Source organism: Celeribacter ethanolicus, from assembly GCF_001550095.1.
Lineage (GTDB): Bacteria > Pseudomonadota > Alphaproteobacteria > Rhodobacterales > Rhodobacteraceae > Celeribacter > Celeribacter ethanolicus.
Window position 1 is genome coordinate 234,146 of the sequence record NZ_LRUC01000018.1, and the last position, 21,476, is coordinate 255,621.

Annotated in this window: 22 protein-coding genes; 9 read left to right on the forward strand and 13 right to left on the reverse strand. The window is 61.7% G+C overall.

Annotated features, from left to right (window positions below; all coding sequences use genetic code 11):
• Positions 1 to 25 precede the first annotated feature (25 nt).
• Complete coding sequence (locus NH195_RS21155; protein WP_155846125.1) at positions 26 to 730, forward strand: hypothetical protein; 705 nt, start codon at positions 26 to 28, stop codon at positions 728 to 730.
• 139 nt (positions 731 to 869) lie between these two features.
• Here NH195_RS21155 and NH195_RS09075 read toward each other — a convergent pair whose 3' ends face one another.
• Positions 870 to 1,295 (reverse strand): type II toxin-antitoxin system PemK/MazF family toxin, encoded by a 426-nt coding sequence (locus NH195_RS09075; protein ID WP_066705739.1) that lies wholly within the window; start codon positions 1,293 to 1,295, stop codon positions 870 to 872.
• 189 nt (positions 1,296 to 1,484) lie between these two features.
• Here NH195_RS09075 and NH195_RS09080 point away from each other — a divergent pair, with 189 nt between their 5' ends.
• A complete protein-coding gene (locus NH195_RS09080) occupies positions 1,485 to 1,907 on the forward strand; it encodes an RcnB family protein (RefSeq protein WP_066705741.1) in 423 nt (140 codons plus the stop codon).
• Positions 1,908 to 2,068: 161 nt separating this feature from the next.
• Positions 2,069 to 2,941 (forward strand): phosphotransferase, encoded by an 873-nt coding sequence (locus tag NH195_RS09085; RefSeq protein WP_066705742.1) that lies wholly within the window; start codon positions 2,069 to 2,071, stop codon positions 2,939 to 2,941.
• Here NH195_RS09085 and NH195_RS09090 read toward each other — a convergent pair.
• From NH195_RS09090 to proS, 4 genes are all read right to left on the reverse strand, one after another.
• A complete protein-coding gene (locus tag NH195_RS09090; protein WP_066705744.1) occupies positions 2,938 to 3,618 on the reverse strand; it encodes an ABC transporter ATP-binding protein in 681 nt (226 codons plus the stop codon). The two genes, NH195_RS09085 and NH195_RS09090, sit on opposite strands and share 4 nt — an antisense overlap.
• Positions 3,611 to 4,906, reverse strand: coding sequence for a lipoprotein-releasing ABC transporter permease subunit (locus tag NH195_RS09095; RefSeq protein ID WP_066705746.1), 1,296 nt, complete (start codon positions 4,904 to 4,906; stop codon positions 3,611 to 3,613). Before NH195_RS09095 ends, NH195_RS09090 begins: the two co-directional genes overlap by 8 nt.
• 91 nt (positions 4,907 to 4,997) lie before the next feature.
• Positions 4,998 to 5,504 carry a DUF2937 family protein gene (locus NH195_RS09100; protein ID WP_066705748.1) on the reverse strand — a complete coding sequence of 169 codons (507 nt, stop codon included), beginning with the start codon at positions 5,502 to 5,504 and terminating at the stop codon, positions 4,998 to 5,000.
• A 139-nt stretch (positions 5,505 to 5,643) separates the two neighbouring features.
• Positions 5,644 to 6,981, reverse strand: coding sequence for a proline--tRNA ligase (proS, locus tag NH195_RS09105; protein WP_066705750.1), 1,338 nt, complete (start codon positions 6,979 to 6,981; stop codon positions 5,644 to 5,646).
• Positions 6,982 to 7,154: 173 nt separating this feature from the next.
• On the opposite strand from proS, the gene NH195_RS09110 reads away from it, so the two are divergent.
• From NH195_RS09110 to NH195_RS09125, 4 genes are all read left to right on the forward strand, one after another.
• Positions 7,155 to 8,945, forward strand: coding sequence for a methyl-accepting chemotaxis protein (locus tag NH195_RS09110; RefSeq protein WP_066705752.1), 1,791 nt, complete (start codon positions 7,155 to 7,157; stop codon positions 8,943 to 8,945).
• Between the two features lie 76 nt (positions 8,946 to 9,021).
• The gene (locus NH195_RS09115; RefSeq protein WP_066705754.1) at positions 9,022 to 10,116 is read left to right on the forward strand and encodes an AI-2E family transporter; all 1,095 of its coding nucleotides are present in this window, start codon (positions 9,022 to 9,024) and stop codon (positions 10,114 to 10,116) included.
• Positions 10,117 to 10,118: 2 nt separating this feature from the next.
• Positions 10,119 to 10,802, forward strand: coding sequence for a P-loop NTPase family protein (locus NH195_RS09120; RefSeq protein ID WP_066705756.1), 684 nt, complete (start codon positions 10,119 to 10,121; stop codon positions 10,800 to 10,802).
• Between the two features lie 126 nt (positions 10,803 to 10,928).
• Positions 10,929 to 12,482 (forward strand): Ppx/GppA family phosphatase, encoded by a 1,554-nt coding sequence (locus NH195_RS09125; RefSeq protein WP_066705758.1) that lies wholly within the window; start codon positions 10,929 to 10,931, stop codon positions 12,480 to 12,482.
• A gap of 17 nt (positions 12,483 to 12,499) precedes the next feature.
• Here NH195_RS09125 and NH195_RS09130 read toward each other — a convergent pair whose 3' ends face one another.
• The 5 genes from NH195_RS09130 to NH195_RS09150 are packed head-to-tail and all read right to left on the reverse strand — an operon-like array spanning position 12,500 to position 15,772.
• Positions 12,500 to 12,835: a hypothetical protein gene (locus NH195_RS09130; RefSeq protein ID WP_238379736.1), complete on the reverse strand. Its 336-nt coding sequence runs from the start codon at positions 12,833 to 12,835 to the stop codon at positions 12,500 to 12,502.
• A 25-nt stretch (positions 12,836 to 12,860) separates the two neighbouring features.
• A complete protein-coding gene (locus tag NH195_RS09135; RefSeq protein WP_066705866.1) occupies positions 12,861 to 13,901 on the reverse strand; it encodes an endonuclease/exonuclease/phosphatase family protein in 1,041 nt (346 codons plus the stop codon).
• 2 nt (positions 13,902 to 13,903) lie between these two features.
• Positions 13,904 to 14,587, reverse strand: a complete 684-nt coding sequence (locus NH195_RS09140) for a molecular chaperone DjiA (protein ID WP_066705761.1) — start codon at positions 14,585 to 14,587, stop codon at positions 13,904 to 13,906.
• A 52-nt stretch (positions 14,588 to 14,639) separates the two neighbouring features.
• Positions 14,640 to 15,143, reverse strand: a complete 504-nt coding sequence (locus NH195_RS09145; RefSeq protein WP_066705762.1) for a GNAT family N-acetyltransferase — start codon at positions 15,141 to 15,143, stop codon at positions 14,640 to 14,642.
• Positions 15,140 to 15,772, reverse strand: a complete 633-nt coding sequence (locus tag NH195_RS09150) for a VOC family protein (RefSeq protein ID WP_066705764.1) — start codon at positions 15,770 to 15,772, stop codon at positions 15,140 to 15,142. Before NH195_RS09150 ends, NH195_RS09145 begins: the two co-directional genes overlap by 4 nt.
• A gap of 92 nt (positions 15,773 to 15,864) precedes the next feature.
• Between NH195_RS09150 and nhaA the strand changes: the two genes are divergently transcribed.
• A complete protein-coding gene (nhaA, locus tag NH195_RS09155; protein ID WP_066705766.1) occupies positions 15,865 to 17,085 on the forward strand; it encodes a Na+/H+ antiporter NhaA in 1,221 nt (406 codons plus the stop codon).
• 69 nt (positions 17,086 to 17,154) lie between these two features.
• On the opposite strand, the gene NH195_RS09160 is transcribed toward nhaA, so the two are convergent.
• On the reverse strand, positions 17,155 to 17,388 hold the full coding sequence (locus NH195_RS09160; protein ID WP_066705768.1) for a hypothetical protein: 234 nt from the start codon (positions 17,386 to 17,388) through the stop codon (positions 17,155 to 17,157).
• Positions 17,389 to 17,522: 134 nt separating this feature from the next.
• Positions 17,523 to 19,646 carry a methylmalonyl-CoA mutase gene (scpA, locus tag NH195_RS09165; protein ID WP_066705770.1) on the reverse strand — a complete coding sequence of 708 codons (2,124 nt, stop codon included), beginning with the start codon at positions 19,644 to 19,646 and terminating at the stop codon, positions 17,523 to 17,525.
• A 103-nt stretch (positions 19,647 to 19,749) separates the two neighbouring features.
• Here scpA and NH195_RS09170 point away from each other — a divergent pair, with 103 nt between their 5' ends.
• Complete coding sequence (locus NH195_RS09170; protein WP_066705772.1) at positions 19,750 to 20,199, forward strand: DUF4174 domain-containing protein; 450 nt, start codon at positions 19,750 to 19,752, stop codon at positions 20,197 to 20,199.
• Position 20,200: 1 nt separating this feature from the next.
• Here the strand turns inward: NH195_RS09170 and NH195_RS09175 are convergent, their stop codons facing one another.
• Entirely contained in the window at positions 20,201 to 21,436 is a 1,236-nt protein-coding gene (locus tag NH195_RS09175; RefSeq protein WP_066705774.1) for a Y-family DNA polymerase, read from the reverse strand.
• Positions 21,437 to 21,476: the final 40 nt, after the last annotated feature.

Consider the following 21,476-nt stretch of genomic DNA (forward strand, 5'->3'; position numbering starts at 1 on the left):
AAGTTTTACTTTCGAGAAGAAGAAATTGAAACGCTTCGGTATAATCACAACCAGCATATATCTTTTGGTCATAGTCATTTGGATCTATTTTGATTGGTCGAGGTTCCATGCACTAAAGCCAAACGAATGGGGCGATTTTCTCGCAGGGGTATTTGGCCCCCTTGCACTCTTTTGGGTCGTGCTTGGTTTCTGGCTACAAAGTCATGAATTGCAAAATAGTGTACGAGCTCTTGAGATGCAGTCGGCAGAGTTGAAGAGCTCTGTTGAGCAACAAACTGCTTTGGTCGGAGTTTCTAAACAACAACTTAGTTTAGAGATCGAAAAGCGTGAACACGAAGCTGCACGTTCTGAAAAAGAATGGATGGAACAGCTCGCCCCGAGATTTATGCTCACTGCATCCGGCGGCAGTAGTTCTATGGGCACACACACACGAAAGTTTAAGGTCATTAATAGAGGTGGAGATGCAAGAAAAGTTAACTTCGTATCCTTCAGAGCAGAAGACCTAAACCTGAAAATAGCCCCGAAAGCACGGCACAACATATTAAATGGCACTGAATTTGAAATTTCACTTCAGGCAGCACAACCAATTGAAAAAATTGACGGACTAGAACTGGCAGTGGATTCAATAGGTAATGAAAATATCATAAGAAAACAAATATTCCATTTTGAAAATGGTCAATTTGTTGAAACGGCAACCGGCACGCATCGTATACAGGATCAGCAAACCTAGCCCCAAAAGCAAAGACCCCGCCGAAGCGGGGCCTTACAGCACTGGCCATCGGATTGCTGTCTCCGGTCTGACCAGCGGCCCTTGGTAGGGTCTTAATGCGGATGCCGAAGCAGGGCCGCCACAAGCGAAATATAATCCTTCACAGATGCTTTGTCAAAACCGACAGGCCCAGCCCATGCAGCACACAAGACATCACACGCGCCAACTCTGCCTCAGGAAGCGTTTCCATCTGGTAAACCCGCCGCCCGTTGCGATCCTTCCCAAGCCGCAACAAATCCGTCCGCTGCCAGCTCACGGAACACACCATATCCCCCTTCACCCAGCGCGTGATCTTGCCCCACCTCGGCGGCAAGGCAAATGGAATATCCAGCGTACAATGATAGGGCATCGCCGGTTCCGGTGCAGTCGTGCTCAACGGCACAACGGTGCAAAGCCCGTGACGATTTTTGATCGCCTTGGACACAACCACCGCAAGCCTCGGCTTGATCATCTCCGGTGGCACAAATCCTTTATCGAAATCGACGCAAACAACGGTTCCCTGAGTGGGATGGTATCTGAGGCCCATAATCCCTCTGATCTCCTTTTCCCTGACTGAATCACAAAGACCGGAAGTCGGACAAGACCAAAAATCGGCACCCCCACCGGCAACAATCCCCCCCGCCTCGGCACCCTTCCGCCCATCCCCTCACTGAGGGGAACCCTTCCGCGCCCGGCCGGGTTATATCTCCGACAAACGACATTCGGAGGACAGAGCATGATCTCTTTCACCAAACCCCTTCTCCTTGCCGCCGCGGCCCTCGCCGCCGCCCCGGCGCTCGCCGACGGGCACAAGGACAAGAAACCCAGAAACGCCCCGCAAGAGGTCTATGTCTACCACGTGCCCAAAGGCTGTCACCTGCCGCCGGGGATCGAAAAGCAGATGCGTGAGGGCAAGCGCAGCACCCTGCCGCCGGGCCTCGCACAGCAATGCTACGGCAAACAGGCGGCTTACCGCTACGAGCGTGGCGACCGTCTGCCCGACGGCTACCGGGTGATCCGAGATTACGACCGCTACGGTCTGCCCGATCCGAAAGGCGACCGATACGTGGTCTCCGGCGACACGATCTACAAGATCGCCCGCGACGCCGCGATCGTGATCACCGCCATGGGGATTTACAACAACATCACCGGCAACTGACCCCGTCGTCCCCGACCCTGCGCCCGCTCGCGCAGGGTCCACCATCAGGGGCCGACAAAAGTCCGACGCAAATCCGACGCTTTGCCGACAGCTCTCAACGCATCCTGAAAGCCCCGATCAAAGCCTTTGACCGCCCGGCTTCCACGCCGCATAGTCGCGCCATGATCCGGTCTTTCGACACTCTGGCCCTCACCGCCGCCCATCGGCGGCTCGAAGCGCTGTTCACCGAACGCCCCCATCTCGCCGCCCGCGCCAAAGACGTCGATGCCGTCCAGACCCGTGGTCAGCGCGCGGTGTTTCGCCTCCTCTGGGACGACCATCCGGCGATTGCCAAGCTGATCTGGCACAGCGAGAAAACCCGTGCCGTCAACGGCCAGACCTCCGCGCTGCGCGAGATGCTCGAAACCCTCGCGGGCCGTCCTGCCCATGTGCCACAAGTGCTTCATATCGCTCCGAAAGCCGGGTTTTTCGTGATCTCCTTCATCGAGGGGAAAAGCGGGGATGAGCTGCTCCGCGACCGCGGCGCCGCAGCCCTCCCCGAGCTTGTCGAAGCCGCGCGTCTGTGGCTGTCAGAGGCCACGCGCGATGACCGGCACCCCGGCGCCTTCCCCATGGCCCGCGCCCGGCGCATCCTCGACGACTGCGCCGACGGCCCCGCCCGCGACGTGGTCCTGCGCACCCGCGATTTGTTAAAACACGCGCCCGAAATCCTGACGATCTGTGGCGGTCATGGCGATTTCTGGCCCGCAAACCTGATCATAGGCCCCGCGGGCGTCACCGCCATCGACCTCTCCGGACGGCGGTCGAACGCACTCCTCGAAGACATCGCCTGTTTCGCGCAAGGCCTTGCAGAACATAGCGAATTTGGCCTGACTTCTGCGATCACCACACCGCTTTTGTCGCTCCTGCCGGAGGCAGAAACCACCCGCGCCTTTCCGATTTTCAGCGGTCTGGCGCTGGCGCGCAAGCTCCATGCCGGGGGCGGTCTCGGCTACGCCCATGAGCGCGCCCGGTTTCTCGGGGAAACCCCTTAAACCGGCACGATCTGGCCGTCTTCAAGCCGCACCACCCGGTCCATTTTCGCAGCCAATTCAAGGTTATGCGTGGCGATCAGGGCCGACAGCCCCTCGTCGCGCACAATCCCCATCAGCACATCGAACACCAAAGCCGAGGTCGTCGGATCGAGGTTCCCGGTCGGTTCGTCCGCAAGCAAAAGCCCCGGCTTGTTGGCCAGCGCACGGCAAAAGGCGACCCGTTGCTGTTCGCCGCCCGAAAGCGCCGAGGGACGGTGTCCGGCGCGTTTTCCCACGCCGACTTTTTCGAGCAAATTCATCGCCCTGTCCCGCGCTTCTCGCTCCGAAACGGCATTGGCGAGCTGCGGCAGGACGACGTTGTCGAGGGCCGTGAACTCGGGCAGCAGGTGGTGAAACTGATAGATGAACCCGACCCCCGCGCGGCGCATGGCGGTGCGGGTCTTGTCGCCCTGCCCGGTCATGTCCTGCCCATTGATCCGAACCGTGCCCGTGTCGGGCAGGTCCAGAAGCCCCGCGATGTGCAGAAGCGTCGATTTCCCGGCCCCGGACGGCGCGATCAGCCCAACGATCTCGCCGCGTGCGACGGTGAGGTCCACGCCGCGCAACACATCGACTTCGTTGGGTTTTCCGGCGTTGTAGGTCTTTCGGATCTGGTTCAGGGACAGCATGTCACTCATAGCGCAACGCCTCCACAGGGTTCATCCGTGCGGCTCGGCGCGCGGGCAGGATGGTGACGATGAAGGACAGGCCAAGCGAGAGGCCGACCGCTTTGAAAATATCGACGGCACGCAGCTCGGCGGGCAGTTCGTAAATGCCCCGGATCGACGGGTCCCAAGCCCCGCCGCCGCTCATCCAGTTCACGAAACTCAACACCTGGTCGATATAAATCGCAAACAACGACCCGAGGATCACGCCGAAAAGCGTCCCCAACACGCCGGTGATCGCCCCGCAGATGAAAAACACCCGCAACACGGACCCTTCGGTCAGCCCCACGGTGCGCAGGATGCCGATGTCCCGGCCCTTGTTCTTAACCAGCATGATAAGCCCGGAGACGATGTTCATCGAGGCGATCAGCACCAGCACCGAGAGGATGACGAACATCACATTGTCCTCGATGTCGAGCGCGCGCAGGAAGGCCCCCGAGGCATCGCGCCAGGTCCAGACCATGCCCCGCTCTCCGACGGCTTGCAAGAGCGGCAGGGTGATGTCGTCGACCTGATCCGGGTGCTCCACCATCACTTCGATCTCGTCGGCAGCACCCTGCCGGTTGAAGAACTTCTGCGCCTCGGCGAAAGGCAGGTAAGCGCGTGTCTTGTCAATGTCATAGCGCCCGGCGGAGAAGACATAGACGACTTCGAAGGCCGATACGCGCGGACTTGTGCCGAAGGCGGTCTTGGCGCCATCCGGTGAAATCAGCTTGATCTTGTCGCCGACGGTAACGCCCAGCTCGCTCGCCACGCCGGAGCCGATGGCAATGCCCTCAGAGAAGCGCGAAACATCGCCCCAATGCTCGTCCGGCGAGATCGCCACACGCGGGATAGTCATCAGGTTCTCGGGCGTGATGCCATAGACCTCGATGCCTGCATTGCGACCGTTAGACGAGACCATGACCTGCCCGCGCACCAGAGGCGCGGCGCGGGTCACCCCCGGCACCTCGCGCAGCTTGGCGGCCCAGTCGTCATAATCCGTGAGCGCACGCGAGGTGGTGCCCTCCGGCGTCACGTAGATCGAGGAATAGACCGTCACATGCGCATTGGAGCCGAGGATCGTATCGACGAATTCATCGCGAAACCCGGTGCGCACCGCAAGCGTGATGATCAGCGCCGCCACGGCCAAAGTGATGCCGATCAGAGAAATCCATGTCATCACCGACACGCCCCCCTCTTCGCGCCGCGCGCGCAGGTAGGCAAAGGCGATTTTCCACTCGAAGCGGGAAAAGGGCTTGGTCGTTCTGGCCGCGTCCACCGGGGGGCTCCTCACAAGTTTGCCAGACCAAACCCTTTGGCACGCCAAAGGTCAAGCGCAGGCGGGGTGAAGCCTGCGTGAACGCCAGCGATCAGAACGTGAGACCCGCACGCGTCTTGCTGCGCCGGAACGGCCAGAGCAGAAGCGCCAGAAGCCCCGAGAGCGCGGCCCAGCCCGCCGCATAGCCCGCAAGCGCGGAAATCCCGCCCTCGAGCGTGAGCGGCAAAGCCGGGCGGAAATCGTCGAAGGTGGCACGGGCGAGTTTCGTGTCGGCCACACGCTGCGGCATGGTCAGCCGCTCGAGCGGCGTGGCGGCGCGCAACACGGTGAGGTCGTCGGAGAGACGTCCGTGCCGGTCGATGGTTTCACGCATGTCACGACGACGGTTTTCGAGAAATACCGAACCGCCCATGGAGGCCAACGCTTCCTCCCTGGTCATTTCCGCTTTCTGCGCGGAGGCGTCGAAATCGGCAATCACAACGCCGAGGGCCTCGACCTGACCGGCGAGGCGTTGGGTATATTGCTGGGTGAACTCGGGAAACTGGGACACAACGGCGGCCCCCAACAGGCCGCCCGCAAGGGCGAGTGCTCTCAACATGGCTGCCTCTCTTCCGTCTGCTGCGGAATCCGTCTTTGCGGAATTTCTATGGCGCAGAGGCTAAAAGGATTCGGGGGCGGGACACAAATGCCCCGCCCCCGAATGTGCGAAATCTCGCGAAAACTCGCCGATGGCGTCGTTAGACACCCGCGTAGATTTTCACGATTTTCTCAACCGCCAGTTCCGGCGTCATCTCTTCGCTCTCACCGCTGCGGCGGCAGGTCACTTCGACCACACCATTTTTGAGGCCGCGCGGACCGACAGTGATGCGCCAGGGCAAACCGATCAGGTCCATGGTAGCGAATTTGCCGCCCGCGCGCTCGTTGCGGTCGTCGTAAAGCGGCTCAAGCCCCAGCGTTTCGAACGATTTATACAGCGCCTCACAGGCCGCATCCGCCTCTTCATCGCCCTGTTTCAGGTTGACGATGCCGACGTGGAACGGCGTCACCCCCTCCGGCCAGATGATGCCCTTGTCGTCATGGTTTGCCTCGATCAGCGCGCCCAGAAGACGCGACACACCGATGCCATGCGAGCCCATGTGCACAGGCGTCGGTTTGCCATCCGGGCCTTGCACGGTCGCGCCCATGGATTCGGAGTATTTCGTGCCGAAGTAGAAAATCTGACCGACCTCGATGCCGCGCGCGCTGCGACGGCGCTCTTCGGGGACCTCGGCAAAGATCGCCTCGTCATGGGTCTCGTCGGTGCGGGCGTAGCGCGAGGTGAACTCTTCGAGCACGGCCTGGCACTGATCTACGCTGTCGTAGTCGATCTCGCGGTCGCCGAATTTCAGATCGGTGATCTCGCTGTCATAGAATACCTCGGATTCGCCGGTTTCGGCCAGCACGAGGAATTCATGCGTGTAGTCACCGCCGATCGGACCGCCATCGGCGCGCATCGGGATCGCCTGAAGCCCCATGCGCTCATAAGTGCGCAGGTAGCTGACGAGGTGGCGATTATAGGCATGCAGCGCGTCTTCCATCGTCAAATCGAAGGTATAGCCGTCCTTCATGAAGAACTCACGGCCCCGCATCACACCGAAACGCGGACGGATCTCGTCACGGAATTTCCACTGGATCTGGTAGAGCGTCAGCGGCAGATCCTTGTAGGACTTCACATAGCCCCGGAAAATGTCGGTGATCATCTCTTCGTTGGTCGGACCGTAGAGCATATCGCGCCCGTGCCGGTCGGTGATCCGCAGCATCTCGTCGCCATAGGCGTCATAGCGACCGGATTCACGCCACAGATCGGCGGATTGCATCGTCGGCATCAGCACCGGAATGTGACCCGCGCGCTGTTGTTCCTCGTGCACGATCCGTTCGACATTCCGGAGCACCTTGTAGCCCAGCGGCAGCCAGGAATAGATCCCCGCAGATTGCTGACGGATCATCCCCGCGCGCAGCATGAGACGGTGCGAGGCGATCTGCGCCTCCGCGGGGGTTTCTTTCAAAACCGGAAGGAAATAGCGCGACAGACGCATGTGTGAAGCCCTCGAGTGATCAGTGTTTGCAACGGTCTATGCCATCGTTGTGAACCAGACAAGCCGCAGAACACGGGAAACTTGCCCACGGCGCATGCATATTAAACTTTCGGAAAGCGACTTGGTTTAAGGCTCAGGGAAACGCAACAGATTTCAGACAGAACCCAGATCATATGGCCCTTCCGCTCGCCCGGCTTCGACATCTCATCGAAATGGCGCTGACCCGTCCTGCGGACGCGGCCTCGACGGAGGCTGTGCGGGTCCTGGCCCGTATGTGTACGCCACTCGCTCTGGCGCTCGTCGGGCTTGTGGCCTTCCTCGGCGGTGCTCTGCCCTTGGCGTTGGCAGGCGGTGTGCTTTTTGCCGCGATGGGTGGGCTTGCCCCCCGTCTGCCGCAAAGCCTCGCCGCCATCGTCGTCGGTCAGGCGCTGGTCGGTCTCACCATCACGCTGAACACAGCTCTGACGGGCCTGCCGCTGCATCTCGACACCAACATGCTGTTCTTCGCGATGCTCGCCAGCATCGTGATCATGTCGGATTTCCGCGCCCTGTTCTGGGCCGCCGTGACCATTTCCATTCACCACGCCGTTCTTTTGGGTTTCGCTCCGACACTGGTTTTCCCGGATGCGGACCTCGGTTTCAACCTGTCCCGCCTGGCGTTTCATTCGGTCATCAGCCTGCTCGAGTTCCTCGCTCTGGGGTACATGCTCGCACGGCGGCACGAGTTGAGCGCCCTTGCCGCGAACCGGACCGAGGCTGCACAGGAGGCTGCGCGCAAGGCGCAGGACGCCCTGTCCTTGGCGGAAAGCGAGAAAACCCGCGCCGAACAGGCGCTTGTACAGGCACAGAAGGCCGGCGCCCGCGCTGCCAAGGCACAGAAAACCGCAGAGACCGCCCTGCGCGACAATCAGGAGGCCCGCGCGGAACGTCAGCGTCTGCGCGAGCGCGAAGATGCCGAACGGGCGCAGCGCGAAGCCGCACTCGACATTCTTCTCACGGTGTTCGAAGCGCATCTGGAGGATCTCGCGAAAGGCAATCTGAGCACGCGCATCGACGAAGAGCTCGATGACGCCTATCTTGTCCTGCGCGACAGTTTCAACCAGTCCATGGCCACCCTCGGCGCCGCCATCGAAGACGTGCGGACGCAATCCGGCGAGATGCAGGGGCTGTCAGGGGAAATCGCGGCGTCCGCCACCGATCTGGCCGGTCGCACGGAGCGCCAGGCGGCCACTTTGGCCGATGTCGCGCGCACGGTGAACACGCTCGCCGGATCGCTCGAAACCGTCGCGTCCGACTCGACCGATGCGCAATCGCTCTCGGAAACCACCTCTCGGGAGGCGGCTGAAGGCGTGGACATCGTGCAACAGGCGGTAGAAGCCATGCAGGACATCGAGCGGAGCGCCGGCGAGATCGACAAGATCACCTCGGTCATCGACGACATCGCCTTTCAGACCAACCTCCTGGCGCTCAATGCCGGTGTCGAGGCGGCGCGGGCCGGCGAGGCCGGGCGGGGCTTTGCCATCGTCGCCGCCGAGGTGCGCGCGCTGGCGCAACGCTCCTCGAATGCGGCACGCGAAATCAACCAGCTCATCCTGCGTTCGAACCAGCAGGTGCAATCCGGCGCCGATCTGGTCAGGCGCACGGGCGCGGCCCTGGGCGGCATCAAGACCTCCGTCGACACGATTACCGGACGGCTGCACGCCTCGGCCCGTGCGGTGCAATCGCAATCCGACCACCTCGCCCGCGTCAACCGCGCGATCTCCGATCTCGAGACCGTCACCCAACAAAACGCCGCGATGTTCGAGGAGACCACCGCCGCCAACACCCAGCTCTCCGAACGTGCCCGTGTGCTGAGCGATCTCGTGCAGACCTTCGTCACCGCCCGGTCACGCCGCTCAGCGCAATACGGTGCAAGGGCGTTCCCGCCGCCCTCGACCGCCGCGCCGCTGCAAAGAACCGGTTGAGGCGGCCCGATCATGCGCTTCCCCTTGAAACCCAACCCCATGCGGGCGATATGAAGGGAAAGATGGAAAGGCGAGTATGGCGTTACCTGTCCGCGATCAGATGAAATACTGGGGCACCGCTGCGGCGGTGTTTCTGGCGCTTTTGTGGCTCATGGGCGACGTCATCCTGCCCTTCGTGCTGAGCATGGCGGTGGCCTATATGCTCGATCCGGTGGCGGATCGCCTCGAATCATGGGGGCTGAGCCGGATCGCCGCGACCATTGTCATCACGCTGGTGGCAGCCGTGCTCTTCGTTCTGACTGCCCTGCTTGTAATTCCGACACTCGTCAAACAGGCCACCGATCTCGTCAACACCGCCCCCGACCTGATCAACAATCTGCAAAGTTTCCTGACCGCAAAATTCCCGGTTCTGCTCGATGAAAGCAGCCAGTTGCGCCAGACGCTGGCGCAGATCGGCGAGACCATCCAGTCGAAAGGCGGCGAATTGCTGTCGGGCGCGCTGGCCTCGGCGATGAGCCTCGTGAACGTGGTGATGCTGCTGGTGCTGGTGCCTGTGATCACCTTTTACCTGCTGATGGACTGGGACCGTATGGTGGCACAGGTCGACAAGCTTCTGCCGCGCGACCATGCCCCGGTGATCCGCCGTCTGGCCTCCAACATCGACCGCACGCTTGCCTCCTTCATCCGGGGACAGGGAACGGTGTGTCTCATCCTCGGCACGTTCTACGCCGCGGGCCTCATGCTCGTGGGGCTGAAATTCGGCCTTGTCGCCGGCGCGGTGGCCGGCGCCCTGACCTTCATCCCCTATGTCGGCGCCATCGTCGGCGGGCTGCTGTCGATCGGGCTGGCGCTGTTCCAGTTCTGGGGCGAATGGCAGTGGATCGCTGCCGTGGTCGCGATCTTTGCCGTCGGCCAGTTCGTCGAAGGCAATATCCTGACCCCGAACCTCGTCGGCTCCTCGGTCGGACTGCACCCGGTCTGGCTGATCTTCGCGCTCTCCGCCTTCGGCACGCTGTTCGGTTTCGTCGGCATGCTCGTGGCCGTCCCGGTCGCCGCCGCCCTCGGCGTGGTGGCCCGCTTCGCCGTCGATCAATACCGCGACAGCCGCCTCTACCGGGGCCTCGAGGCCAATGCGCCGGACGACGTGGACGACACGGACGACGACATCTGACCATGGCCGAACAGCTCATCTTCGATCTGCCGGTGCGTCAGGCCCTGGGACGCGATGCATTTTTCGTCTCGCCCTCGAACGCCGTCGCCATGGCCACGCTCGACGCCGTCGACAACTGGCCCTCGGGCAAGCTCGTACTCATCGGCCCCAAGGGGGCGGGCAAAACCCATATGGCGCATGTCTGGGCCAGCGACCATGCGGCCGTGATCGTCCCGGCGCAGACCTTGGCGCAGGCCGACATCCCTGCCCTCGCGGCCCGTCGTTTCGTCGTCGTCGAAGATGCGGACCGCCTGTCCAGCCTGCCCGATCCGCAGCATGCGGAAGAGGCGCTGTTCCATTTGCACAACCTGACGCTGGCCGAAGGTGGGCGGTTGTTGCTCACCGCCCAGAGTGCGCCCAATCACTGGACGCTCGGCCTGCCCGATCTCGCCTCGCGCATGCAGGGCACTACCGTGGCGCGGATCGAGCCGCCCGATGACAAGCTGCTCGCCGCCATGCTGGTCAAACAGTTCGACGACCGGCAGATCGCCGTCCCCGGCACCCTGATCCTCTGGCTGGTCAAACGCATGGAACGCTCGGCGGAGGCTGCGCGCCGGATGGTGGAAACGCTGGATGCGGCGGCACTGCGTTCCGGCAGGCCGATCTCGCGAAACCTCGCGGCACAGTTTTTCCCGAAAGACGAGTGACCCCGCGGGAAAGTTTTGTTTTCGCTCAATAATCATGCGATTGACGAAGGCCGGGGCATTTGGCACTGTCGCGCCTGCCGGAGCCATCCATGCCCGGCATGATCCAGAGGATACGCCGTGACTGATATGACCGATCTTCCTCGCACCGAGCCCGGGCAACAGGATTGGGGCATCTTCGGGCGGCCTTTGTTTCTCGATCAGGAAGCCCGCGCCCTGTCGCGTGTCGGCGTCGTGGATGTCGGCTCGAACTCCGTGCGTCTCGTGGTCTTCGACGGGGCTGCGCGCAGCCCGGCCTATTTTTACAATGAAAAGATCATGTGCGGACTGGGCGCCGGGCTTCGGGAAACCGGTCGGCTCAACCCGGAAGGCAAGATCCGCGCCATGTCCGCGATCCGCCGATTTCAGACACTGGCAAAAGGCATGGGAATCCCACCACTGACGGCGGTTGCGACCGCTGCGGTACGGGAGGCTGAGGACGGTCCCGCGTTTCGGGAGGAGATCGAGCGGGAGACCGGCCTCAGCCTTTGGGTCATCGACGGCGAGGAAGAGGCCCGTCTTTCGGCGCAGGGCGTGCTTCTGGGCTGGCCGGAGGCGGACGGGCTGGTCTGCGACATCGGCGGCTCGTCGATGGAGTTGGCGATCGTCTCGAAAGGCACCGTCGGCCAACGCATCACCTCGCCGCTCGGGCCGCTGAAACTTCTCGGCCTGACCGGCGGACGCAAGGGGCTCAAGGACCATATCGCGCCGATCATGAAGGATCTGGCCGCCGCCATGGGCACGGATCACAAACGGATCTATCTCGTCGGCGGATCGTGGCGCGCCATCGCCCGGATCGACATGGAGCGGCGCAATTACCCGCTGCATGTGCTGCATGAATACCGGATGTCGAGCCGCTCGGTGACCGAAACGATCAAGTTCATCCGCAAGAGCGACATGGCCGAACTGCGCGCCAAAACCGGCACCTCCTCGGCGCGGATGTCGCTTGTGCCGATTGCTGCCGAGGTGCTGCGCCAGCTCGTGCGCACCTTCCATCCGAAAGAGATCTGCATCTCGTCCTACGGCATTCGCGAGGGACTTTTGTACGAACAGATGCCCGAAAGCGTACGCGCCCGCGATCCGCTGATCGAGGCTTGCCGGTTTTCCGAACAGAAGGACGCGCGCATGCCGGGTTTCGGCAAGCGCCTGCACGCCTTCATCGAGCCGGTGTTCCGTGCGCGCCAATATGAAAAGATGCGGCTGATCCGCGCCGCCTGTTTGCTCCACGACGTGACATGGCGGGCGCATCCGGACTACCGGGCGGAGGTCTGTTTCGACAATGCCACGCGTGCCAATCTTGGCGGGCTTACGCATAACGAGCGGATTTTTCTCGGCCTTGCCCTGCTCCATCGCTACAAGAATTCGCGCGAAAACACGCCCTTCGCCGAGCTGATCCAGATGCTGTCGGACAAGGAAATCCGTGACGCCGAAGTGCTCGGCAAGGCGATGCGCTTTGGCGCGATGTTCGCCGTCGATGCCCCCACCGATGTCGCCAAGCTCGATTACTTCCCGAAACGCAAGGAACTGATCCTGACGCTCAGCCCGGATGCCGAAGACCTGTTTGGCGAGGTCACCAACGCGCGTTTTCAGTCGCTGGCCAGCAGTCTCGGCGCGACCCCCGACGTGCGCCACGCCAAGGCCTGAGCCGCAGAAGACAGAACTCAAAGGTCGATCATCCCCTCGTCCTTCGGCGCCCCTTCGGGGGTTTCCGGCTCCGGCAAGGTCCGTTCCGGTTTGCGCCGGATCAGGATGTCGCCATTAGGCAGGATTTCCGGCGCCTCATAGGCCCCCAGATCGTCGACGAAGCCCTCGAGATCCTCGAGCGCAGGCCCCATCTCCTCGAACAACTGCTGCAACAAAAGCCGAGAGCCTTCGCGCAGCATGTTCCAGCCTTCCGATCCCTCGGAAGCTCCGGTCTCCTCTGCGGCGACAGGGCCAGCCATCAGCATCATAATCAGGACAATCCGTTTCATGGCCTTCATATAAGGGCTTTTCATGACGTTTTCACCCCCGCCTCATGTCTTAAAGATCGAGATCGACCGTCACCGGGAAATGATCCGAAGCGGTCAGAAGCGCCTGCTGCAATTCCGGCGTGCCAAAACAGAGCGGATCGTCGAACGGGTGCCAGATGTGCCATGTCGCGCCATCCTTCAGATCCTGCGACACCATGACGTAATCGAGCAAAGCCGAGAGGTAGCGTTTCTCCTCGTCGATATAGAACCGCGCCGAGGTCGGCCCCTGATTGCCGCGCCGGGCCAGCGCCTCCGTCGCATGCGGATCGCACAGCCGCATCTCAGGCGGCACATCCGGGTCCTCGCGCCCCATGACGATCTCGACCCCCGAGCGCCCGAACAACTTCTCATACTCGTCGAGCCCCGGCCCGTCGTTGAAATCGCCCAGCACAATGAGCGGCTCTCCGGCCTCCAGATGCCCCTCGACCCGCTCGCGCAACCAGATGCATTGCGCCAGTTGCTTGCGCCGGTTTTCGATCGAGATACGGATCACGTCATCGCGGTTGCGCGCGCCATGCGGCGCCTTGGATTTCACATGCACGCCGATCATGCGAAAGGCAAAACCGCTTTCGCGCACCTCCATCGCCAGTTCCAGCGGCGGTTTGGAAAACCGTACTTCCTCCCGGTCCCTATCGGTGTCGAGATCGAGCCGGTAGATCGAGTTGAACGCGGGCGGTTCGAAATTGTCCCCCAATCCCGCAGGCGCGCCCATCGGATCGTGCCGGGCGCGCAGCACCAGCGGATCGTACATCAGGGCGATTTCCTGTTGGGTTTCGTTCACATAGCCAATCTCGACGGCCATGGCCCGAAGCCCCGCCCAATCGGCGAATTGCTCGAGCGCCCGGCGGGTGTCGCGGCGGCGGTTGGTGTCCGGCGCCTCAATCACCATGATCGCATCGGCATCCATCGCCGTGAACACCTTGCCAAGGGCCTCAAGCTGCATTTCCCGGGTCACATTATGCCGCGCCGACCAGGCATCGTCCGCCAGAGGCCGCCCCGTGTTGTCGAACAGGTTGTCGAACCATTCGACATTGTAGGTGGCGACCCGGATCGTCATGCCGCCCGCTCCGCCTCGATCTCCTCCCAGGCGGCGTTGATCTCGACCAACCGGTCGGAGGCCAGCCTGACCGCCTCTTCCGGCACACCACGCGCGATCATCTTGTCGGGATGGGTCTCGCGCACCAGCGCACGGTAGGCCTTCTTGATTTCCTCGAGCGAAGCCGCAGGATCGACCCCCAGCACATCGTAGGGATCGCGCGCCGCCTCCGGCACATAGCGCGCCTTCAGCATCCGAAATGCCCGGTCCTCGATGTCGAAAATCTCCGCCACCCGGGTCAGAAAGGCATCCTCACCGGGGTGATACTCGCCATCCGCCATGGCGATATGGAACAGCCCGTCCATCAGATCCATCAGCGGGCGGCACTCGTCGCCGTACATTTTCTTGACGCTTTTCGCGTAATCCTCGAAGCCTGCCACATCCTGACGCGCGAGATTGAACACCCGTGCGGCGGCGGCCTCGTCTTCTTTCGCGATCTGGAACACTTCGCGAAACGCCGTCACTTCATCGCGGGTGACAAGCCCGTCGGCCTTGGCCATCTTCGCGCCCAGTCCGATGACCGCGATGGTAAAGCCCATGCGCCGCTCCGGCTCCGAGCGGAACTGCTCGAACACCGAAGCGAGGCTTTCGCCTGCGCCAAGCGCCTTGAGCGCTTCGAGAATGCGGGTCCAGATCGACATGGCCGCAGTTTATCCGCGAAAGCCGATCAAGTCCCGCGACAAATCCGTGAGTTCAAAGGAATTTCTGTAAGAAGAGCACGTCGAGCCAGCGGTCGAACTTGAACCCGGCCTGCGGGATGCGCCCCGCCTCGGCATAGCCCAGCGTCTTGTGAAAGGCGATGGAGCCGGTGTTGTCGGCGTCGATGGCCGCAATCATCGAATGATGCCCGGCCTCGCGCGCGTGCTGCTCGACCATGAGCATCAGCGTCCGGCCAAGCCCGTGGCCCTGTGCCGTATCGTTCAGGTAGACGGAATGCTCCATGGTAAAGCGATAGCCGTTGTTACCCGGACGAAACTGGTCATAGGTGGCGTAGCCCACCACCTCGCCCCTGATCTCGGCCACGTAAAACGCCCGGCCCCGCGCCAGACGGTCGCCGATCATCGCGATCCATCCCGCAGCGTCCCGCTCGACGGAAGAAAACGAAGCAGTGGACCCGGCAATCACCGGTGCCATGATGGCAATGAGGGCGCCCGCGTCCTCGGCCCGCGCCACGCGCAGATGCGGTTTCTCGGTCATGCGATCCAGATCTCCCCTGACGGCGTGCCAATTTCTGCGGTCATTCCCGGCGTATCGGCTTGTACAATTCGAACATTCTCCATGGCGGAGATGAAAGGTGCAAGTGCCTCGCGCAGCTCTTCGGGATTCGGATGCGAGATCTTCAGCCGACGCAGCGCCAGCCCCGGGTCCGGCAACCCCGGAACGGGCCGTGGCGAGTGCCATTCGATCAGAGCCGGAAAACAATTGTCAAAGGGCAGAACACCCGTTTCCGGCACAATCATCCGCCAGGCGTAATCTCCACGCTGGAACGACATGATCCGCCCAACATTGGCGGGTGCCAGTTCCCAGGCTTCCTCCAGATCGGAGCAGGACACGACCCAGTTCGTCAATCGCGGCGGCCCTCCGAAGTTGTCCAGATCAAACCAACGCGGAAAATCGGGGCGTTTTGCCGCCGGATCGGGGGCGATCACCTCGAGATAGGCGTCGCTGCCATCCGGGCCCGCCATGGCCACAAGCACGTTTTCCGTGCCCATATCCTTGTGCACCCCGCGCGGGCCGAATTCGACGTCCAGCAACGCCTCCATCGCGTCCTTGCCCTGCTCCAGATCGGAGGCGGAAATTACAAGGTGATCAATCCGGTAGGTCATTGCTATTGCCCTTATTGAAACCTTGGAGACGAGTCCCCATCTCCCTATAACGCACCCTTAAATCAACTTTCAGGAAAGACCAGAAAAAGACAATGCTCCTGCGCAAATTGGAACAGTTCTTCGACAGTGAGATCTCAGGCGGTATCGTGCTCATGGTGGCCGCCGTCGCTGCCATGTTCGTGGCCAATTCCTCGCTTTATCCCTATTACGATGGCGCATTGTCGTCGTATTTCACCGTGCAACTCGGCGACACAGGCCTGTCCAAACCGCTGATCCTCTGGATCAACGACGGTCTGATGGCGGTGTTCTTCCTGCTTGTGGGCCTTGAGCTCAAGCACGAGCTGATGGAAGGCAAACTCAAGAATCCGCGCGACGTGGTTCTGCCCGGTATGGCCGCCGTCGGTGGCATGATCATGCCCGCCGTGGTTTATTTTGCCCTCAACATCTCCTCCCCCGAGACCCATTCCGGCTGGGCCATCCCGGCAGCGACCGACATCGCCTTCGCGCTTGGTATTCTGGCCCTCGTCGGTGACCGCGTCCCCTCCTCGCTCAAGGTCTTCCTGCTGACGCTGGCGATCCTCGACGACCTTGGCGCGATCCTGATCATCGCCTTCTTTTATACCGCCGAACTTCATCTGGATTACCTGTTCCTTGCGGTCATTCCGCTGGCGATCATGTTCTATCTCAACCGTGCGGGCATTCACCGCATTGCACCGATCATCCTCTTGGGCACGGTGCTGTGGGTTCTGGTGCTCAAATCCGGCGTACATGCGACGCTTGCGGGCGTGATCACCGCCTTCTTCATTCCGATGAAGGACAAATGGGGCAAGTCACCGCTGCATGCGCTTGAGAACGCGCTCTCGCCCTATGTGTTCTTCCTGATCGTGCCGATCTTTGCCTTTGCGAATGCGGGCGTTGTGCTGACCGGCGTAACTTTCGCCGATGTGTTCTCACCGCTACCTCTGGGTATCGCGCTGGGTCTCATCCTCGGCAAACAGATCGGCGTCTTCGGCATGACCTGGATTCTGGTGAAATTCGGTGTGGCCAAGAAACCCTTCGGCGCGACCTGGCTGCACATCTACGGTGTGGCGGCTCTGGCGGGCATCGGCTTCACCATGTCGCTCTTCATCGGCGGGCTGTCTTTTGACGACGCCTTCCACATGAACGAAGTGCGCATCGGTGTTCTGTCGGGCTCCGTGATCTCCGCGATCATCGGTTTCGTGGTGCTCAAGCTCGCCCCCGCAGCGACCGACAAACCGGCCCTGAAAGAGGCCGATGTGACCGCTCCCGAAGTTCAGGAAGCGGCACACTAACGCACCGCTCATCGCAAAATAAAAGGGCCGGAGGAGCAATCCCCCGGCCCTTTTCCTGTCACTCTGCGTTCAGCGCAGCTCGCGCCAGCCCTGATTTTCGTAGGTCCGGACAATGATTGTACGGTTGAAGAGCGGCAACAGAATGAACAGCCCGTTGGCCGTGAAGAAGCTGATGATTGCCCAGCCCCATGCGCCCTTCGCCGCGTAATAAATGAAACCGAAAAGAAAAGCCCAAAGCCTGTGAAGCGCGCCCAGAACGGGACGTTGCACACCAGAGCCAGAATTTTCCATGATGACAGCCATAGAACACCTTTCATGAACACATACCAAGACGTTCTATCTGCAATAGATCCCGGCACAAACCAAGACCGAATACGGGCAGGGGCCGGGGAATTTCCATCCCCCGGCCCCTTTTTGTTTCAACACGCAAATCGTGCTTAATCGACCGCGATCAGATCGAGGATCTGGCGCGCCGCCGCCGGGATGTTGGTGCCCGGTCCGAAGATCGCCTTGACGCCTGCATCATAGAGGAACTGATAATCCTGCTGCGGGATCACACCGCCACAGATCACGATGATGTCTTCGGCGCCCTGCTCTTTCAGCGCTTCGATGAGCTTCGGAGCAAGCGTTTTGTGACCCGCCGCCTGCGAGGAAATCCCCACGATATGCACATCGTTGTCGATGGCGTCTTGAGCGGCCTCTTCAGGCGTCTGGAACAGCGGGCCAACGTCCACGTCAAAGCCAATGTCGGCAAAGGCGGTGGCGATCACTTTCGCGCCGCGGTCGTGGCCGTCCTGACCCATTTTGACGACGAGCATCCGCGGACGACGCCCGGCTTTCTCGGCAAAGGTCTCGACGTCTTTCTGGATCTGGGCAAAGCCCTCGTCGCCCTCATAGGCGGCGCCATAGACCCCCGCGAGCGTTTTCACCTCGGCACGGTGACGTCCGAATGCTTTTTCCATGGCCATCGAAATCTCCCCAACGGTTGCACGCGCACGGGCGGCCTCGACCGCCAGCGACAAGAGGTTGCCCTCGCCAGATTGTGCCGCCGCTTCCAGCGCGCCAAGGGTTTCCTCGACCTTGGCGGCATCGCGGGTCGCCTTGATCTTGTCGAGGCGGGCGATCTGGCTGTTGCGCACGGCGACGTTGTCCACGTCGAGAATGTCGATCGGGTCTTCCTTGTCCTTGCGGTATTTGTTGACACCGACGATCACCTCTTCGCCGCGGTCGATCATCGCCTGACGTTTCGCGGCGGTTTCCTCGATGCGGAGTTTCGGCATGCCGGAATTGACGGCCTTGGTCATGCCGCCCATCTCTTCGATTTCCTCCATCAGGGCCCAGGCCTTGTCGGCCAGTTCCTTGGTGAGGCTTTCGACGTAGTAAGAGCCTGCGAGCGGGTCGACCACATTGGTGATCCCGGTCTCTTCCTGCAAGATGAGCTGCGTGTTCCGGGCGATGCGCGCCGAGAACTCGGTCGGAAGCGCGATGGCCTCGTCCAGCGCGTTGGTGTGCAGCGACTGAGTGCCGCCCAGAGCCGCCGACATCGCCTCATAGGCGGTGCGAATCACGTTGTTATAGGGGTCCTGCTCTTGCAGCGACACGCCTGAGGTCTGGCAGTGGGTTCGCAGCATTTTGGACTTGGCGAGCTTCGGTTCGAACTCCTCCATCACGCGGGTCCAGAGATAGCGCGCGGCGCGCAGCTTCGCGGCCTCCATGAAGAAGTTCATGCCAATCGCGAAGAAGAACGACAGACGCCCCGCGAACTTATCGACATCCATGCCCGCCTTAATCGCCGTGCGGACATATTCGCGCCCATCCGCCAGCGTAAAGGCCAGCTCCTGCACTAGGTTCGCGCCCGCTTCCTGCATGTGGTAGCCGGAGATCGAGATCGAGTTGAATTTCGGCATCTCGTTGGCGGTAAACTCGATGATGTCCGCAATGATCTTCATCGAGGGTTCCGGCGGATAGATATAGGTGTTGCGCACCATGAACTCTTTCAGAATATCGTTCTGAATGGTCCCGGCCAGAAGCGCGCGGTCATGCCCCTGCTCTTCGCCTGTCACGATGAAATTCGCGAGGATCGGGATCACCGCCCCGTTCATCGTCATCGACACGGAAACCTTGTCCAAAGGAATGCCATCGAAGAGGATTTTCATATCCTCGACGCTGTCGATCGCCACACCGGCCTTACCCACATCGCCCACCACGCGCGGGTGATCGGAGTCGTAACCGCGGTGTGTCGCCAGATCGAAGGCCACGGAGACCCCCTGCTGACCAGCGGCCAGCGCCTTGCGGTAAAAGGCGTTCGATTCCTCGGCGGTCGAGAAGCCCGCGTACTGCCGGATGGTCCAGGGGCGGCCCGCATACATCGTCGCCTTCACGCCGCGCGTAAACGGCTCCAACCCCGGCGTATTGCCCAGATGCGCCATGCCTTCGAGATCGTCCTCGGCATAGAGCGGCTTGACCTTGATCCCCTCAAGCGTGTCCCACTCAAGGCTCTCAAGCGGCTTGCCACGAAGCTCCTTCTCGGCAAGCTCTTCCCATTTTTTCCTGTCCGTCATCGTCAGGCTCCTTCCCGTTTTCCTCTCATACCCCCGTGAGGGCACGTTCAACCTTGGTTTGGCCGTCCCGTCGCCCTATATAGAGGACACCCCGGGAGGACCGATGAAACAAATCTATCTCGCCGCCATCACAGCGCTTTTTCTGATCCCCGCCCCGCTTCTGGCGCAGGAGGACATAGCCGTGGAGGCGGAGGCAACTCCGCTGATCCAGAGCGCCGGAGACACCGAACTGTCCAGCTTCAAATGGCAGTCCCGCGTCATCGCCGTCTTCGCCGACAGCACGCTGGACCCGTCGTACAATGAACAGATCTCACTTCTCGAATCCCGTCCCGATGCCCTTCTGGAGCGTGACGTGGTGGTGCTCACCGACACCGACCCGGACCTCCGCTCGCCTTTGCGCACGGCACTCCGCCCGCGCGGCTTCGCGCTTGTGATCGTCGACAAGGACGGGCGCGTGATGCTCCGCAAACCCGACCCGTGGGATGTGCGCGAGATTACCCGCGCCATCGACAAGACGCCGCTCCGGCAGCAGGAAATGGAAAGCGGGCGATAAGCTACTCGCGAAAATCCTCGGCCAGCGGAATGCGCCCGAAGGCGATTTTCGCCCCTGTATAGGGCACGTGATGCGGCGGCAGAAGACCGTAGCGCACCGTGTCCTGACCGAACCGCTGGTTGAGCCGGTCGATGGCCAGACACAGTGGCGCGCGATCCTGTGTGGGCGCGAAGAGATCGTCCATCACCCGCGCCTCCCGGATCAGCCCGCCCAGCGTCACGGAGACGGCTTTCGGTCCCGGACAGAGCGTCAACTCGGCCCAAAGCCCCGCCAGGATTTCCAAAAGAAAGAACGTGTCCTGCGTCGCGCGCAATGTGCTGTCGCGATACTGCCGCCTCTTGTCCCCGCCTTTGACGCTGATCGACAGGCTGCGGGCAAAGAACCCCTCGCGGCGCAAACGTGCCGCCGCTTTCACAAGCAGTCTCCGGGTCACAAGCCGCGCGCCCTCGGGCGTTGCGTTCGGTCCGGTCAGCACCTGCCCGTGACCGATCATGCCGCGTTTGGTCTCCGGCCAAACCACCGTCTCGCCACGCAGCTCGCGGAGAAACCGTTCGCCCGCGACGTTGCCCCAGATCGCCCGGGCACGTTTCGGCGCGATGTGGTAGAGCGTCCCCACATCCGCAATGCCCGCCGCTTCCAGCCGTGCTTTCATCCGCCAGGACACACCCGGCAAATCGTCCAGCCCCAGATGCGCGATCTTCTCCGGCAAAACCTCCGGCGTGAGCCAGTTGAGCCCCATCGGCTTTTCCAGCTCGGCGGCGATCTTCGCCAGAAGCCGCGTCGGCCCAAGCCCCACGGAACAGCGCAAGGCCGGACTGATTCCCAACACCGCCTGTTGCAACGACCGCCCGATTTCCAGAGCCTGGGACAGGTCCCGCTCCGATCCCATCAAAAGACAGGAACATTCGTCGATCGACCAGACCCGATGCACGGGAATAACCGTTTCCACCGCCCGCAAAATCGCATGATGATAGTCGACGCAGATGTCGTGTTTGACGGGACGAAAGACGATCCCCGGACAAAGCTTCCGGGCCTCGTCCTGACGCGTGCCCATCCGCACGCCGCGCCGCTTGGCCTCGACACTCGCCGCGATACAGGCCGCATTCGGCGCGTCCGTTGTCAAAACGCCGACAGGCCGCCCCATCAGCGCAGGCTCCTCGGCCTGCGCCACGGAGGCGTAGTAGCTGTTCATATCGAAGAAAAGCGTCGAAACGCGCAGATGCGAAAGCTGGGACATGGCCGGGCAGACGGGAGGGGGCAGACGCTTTCAGACTAGA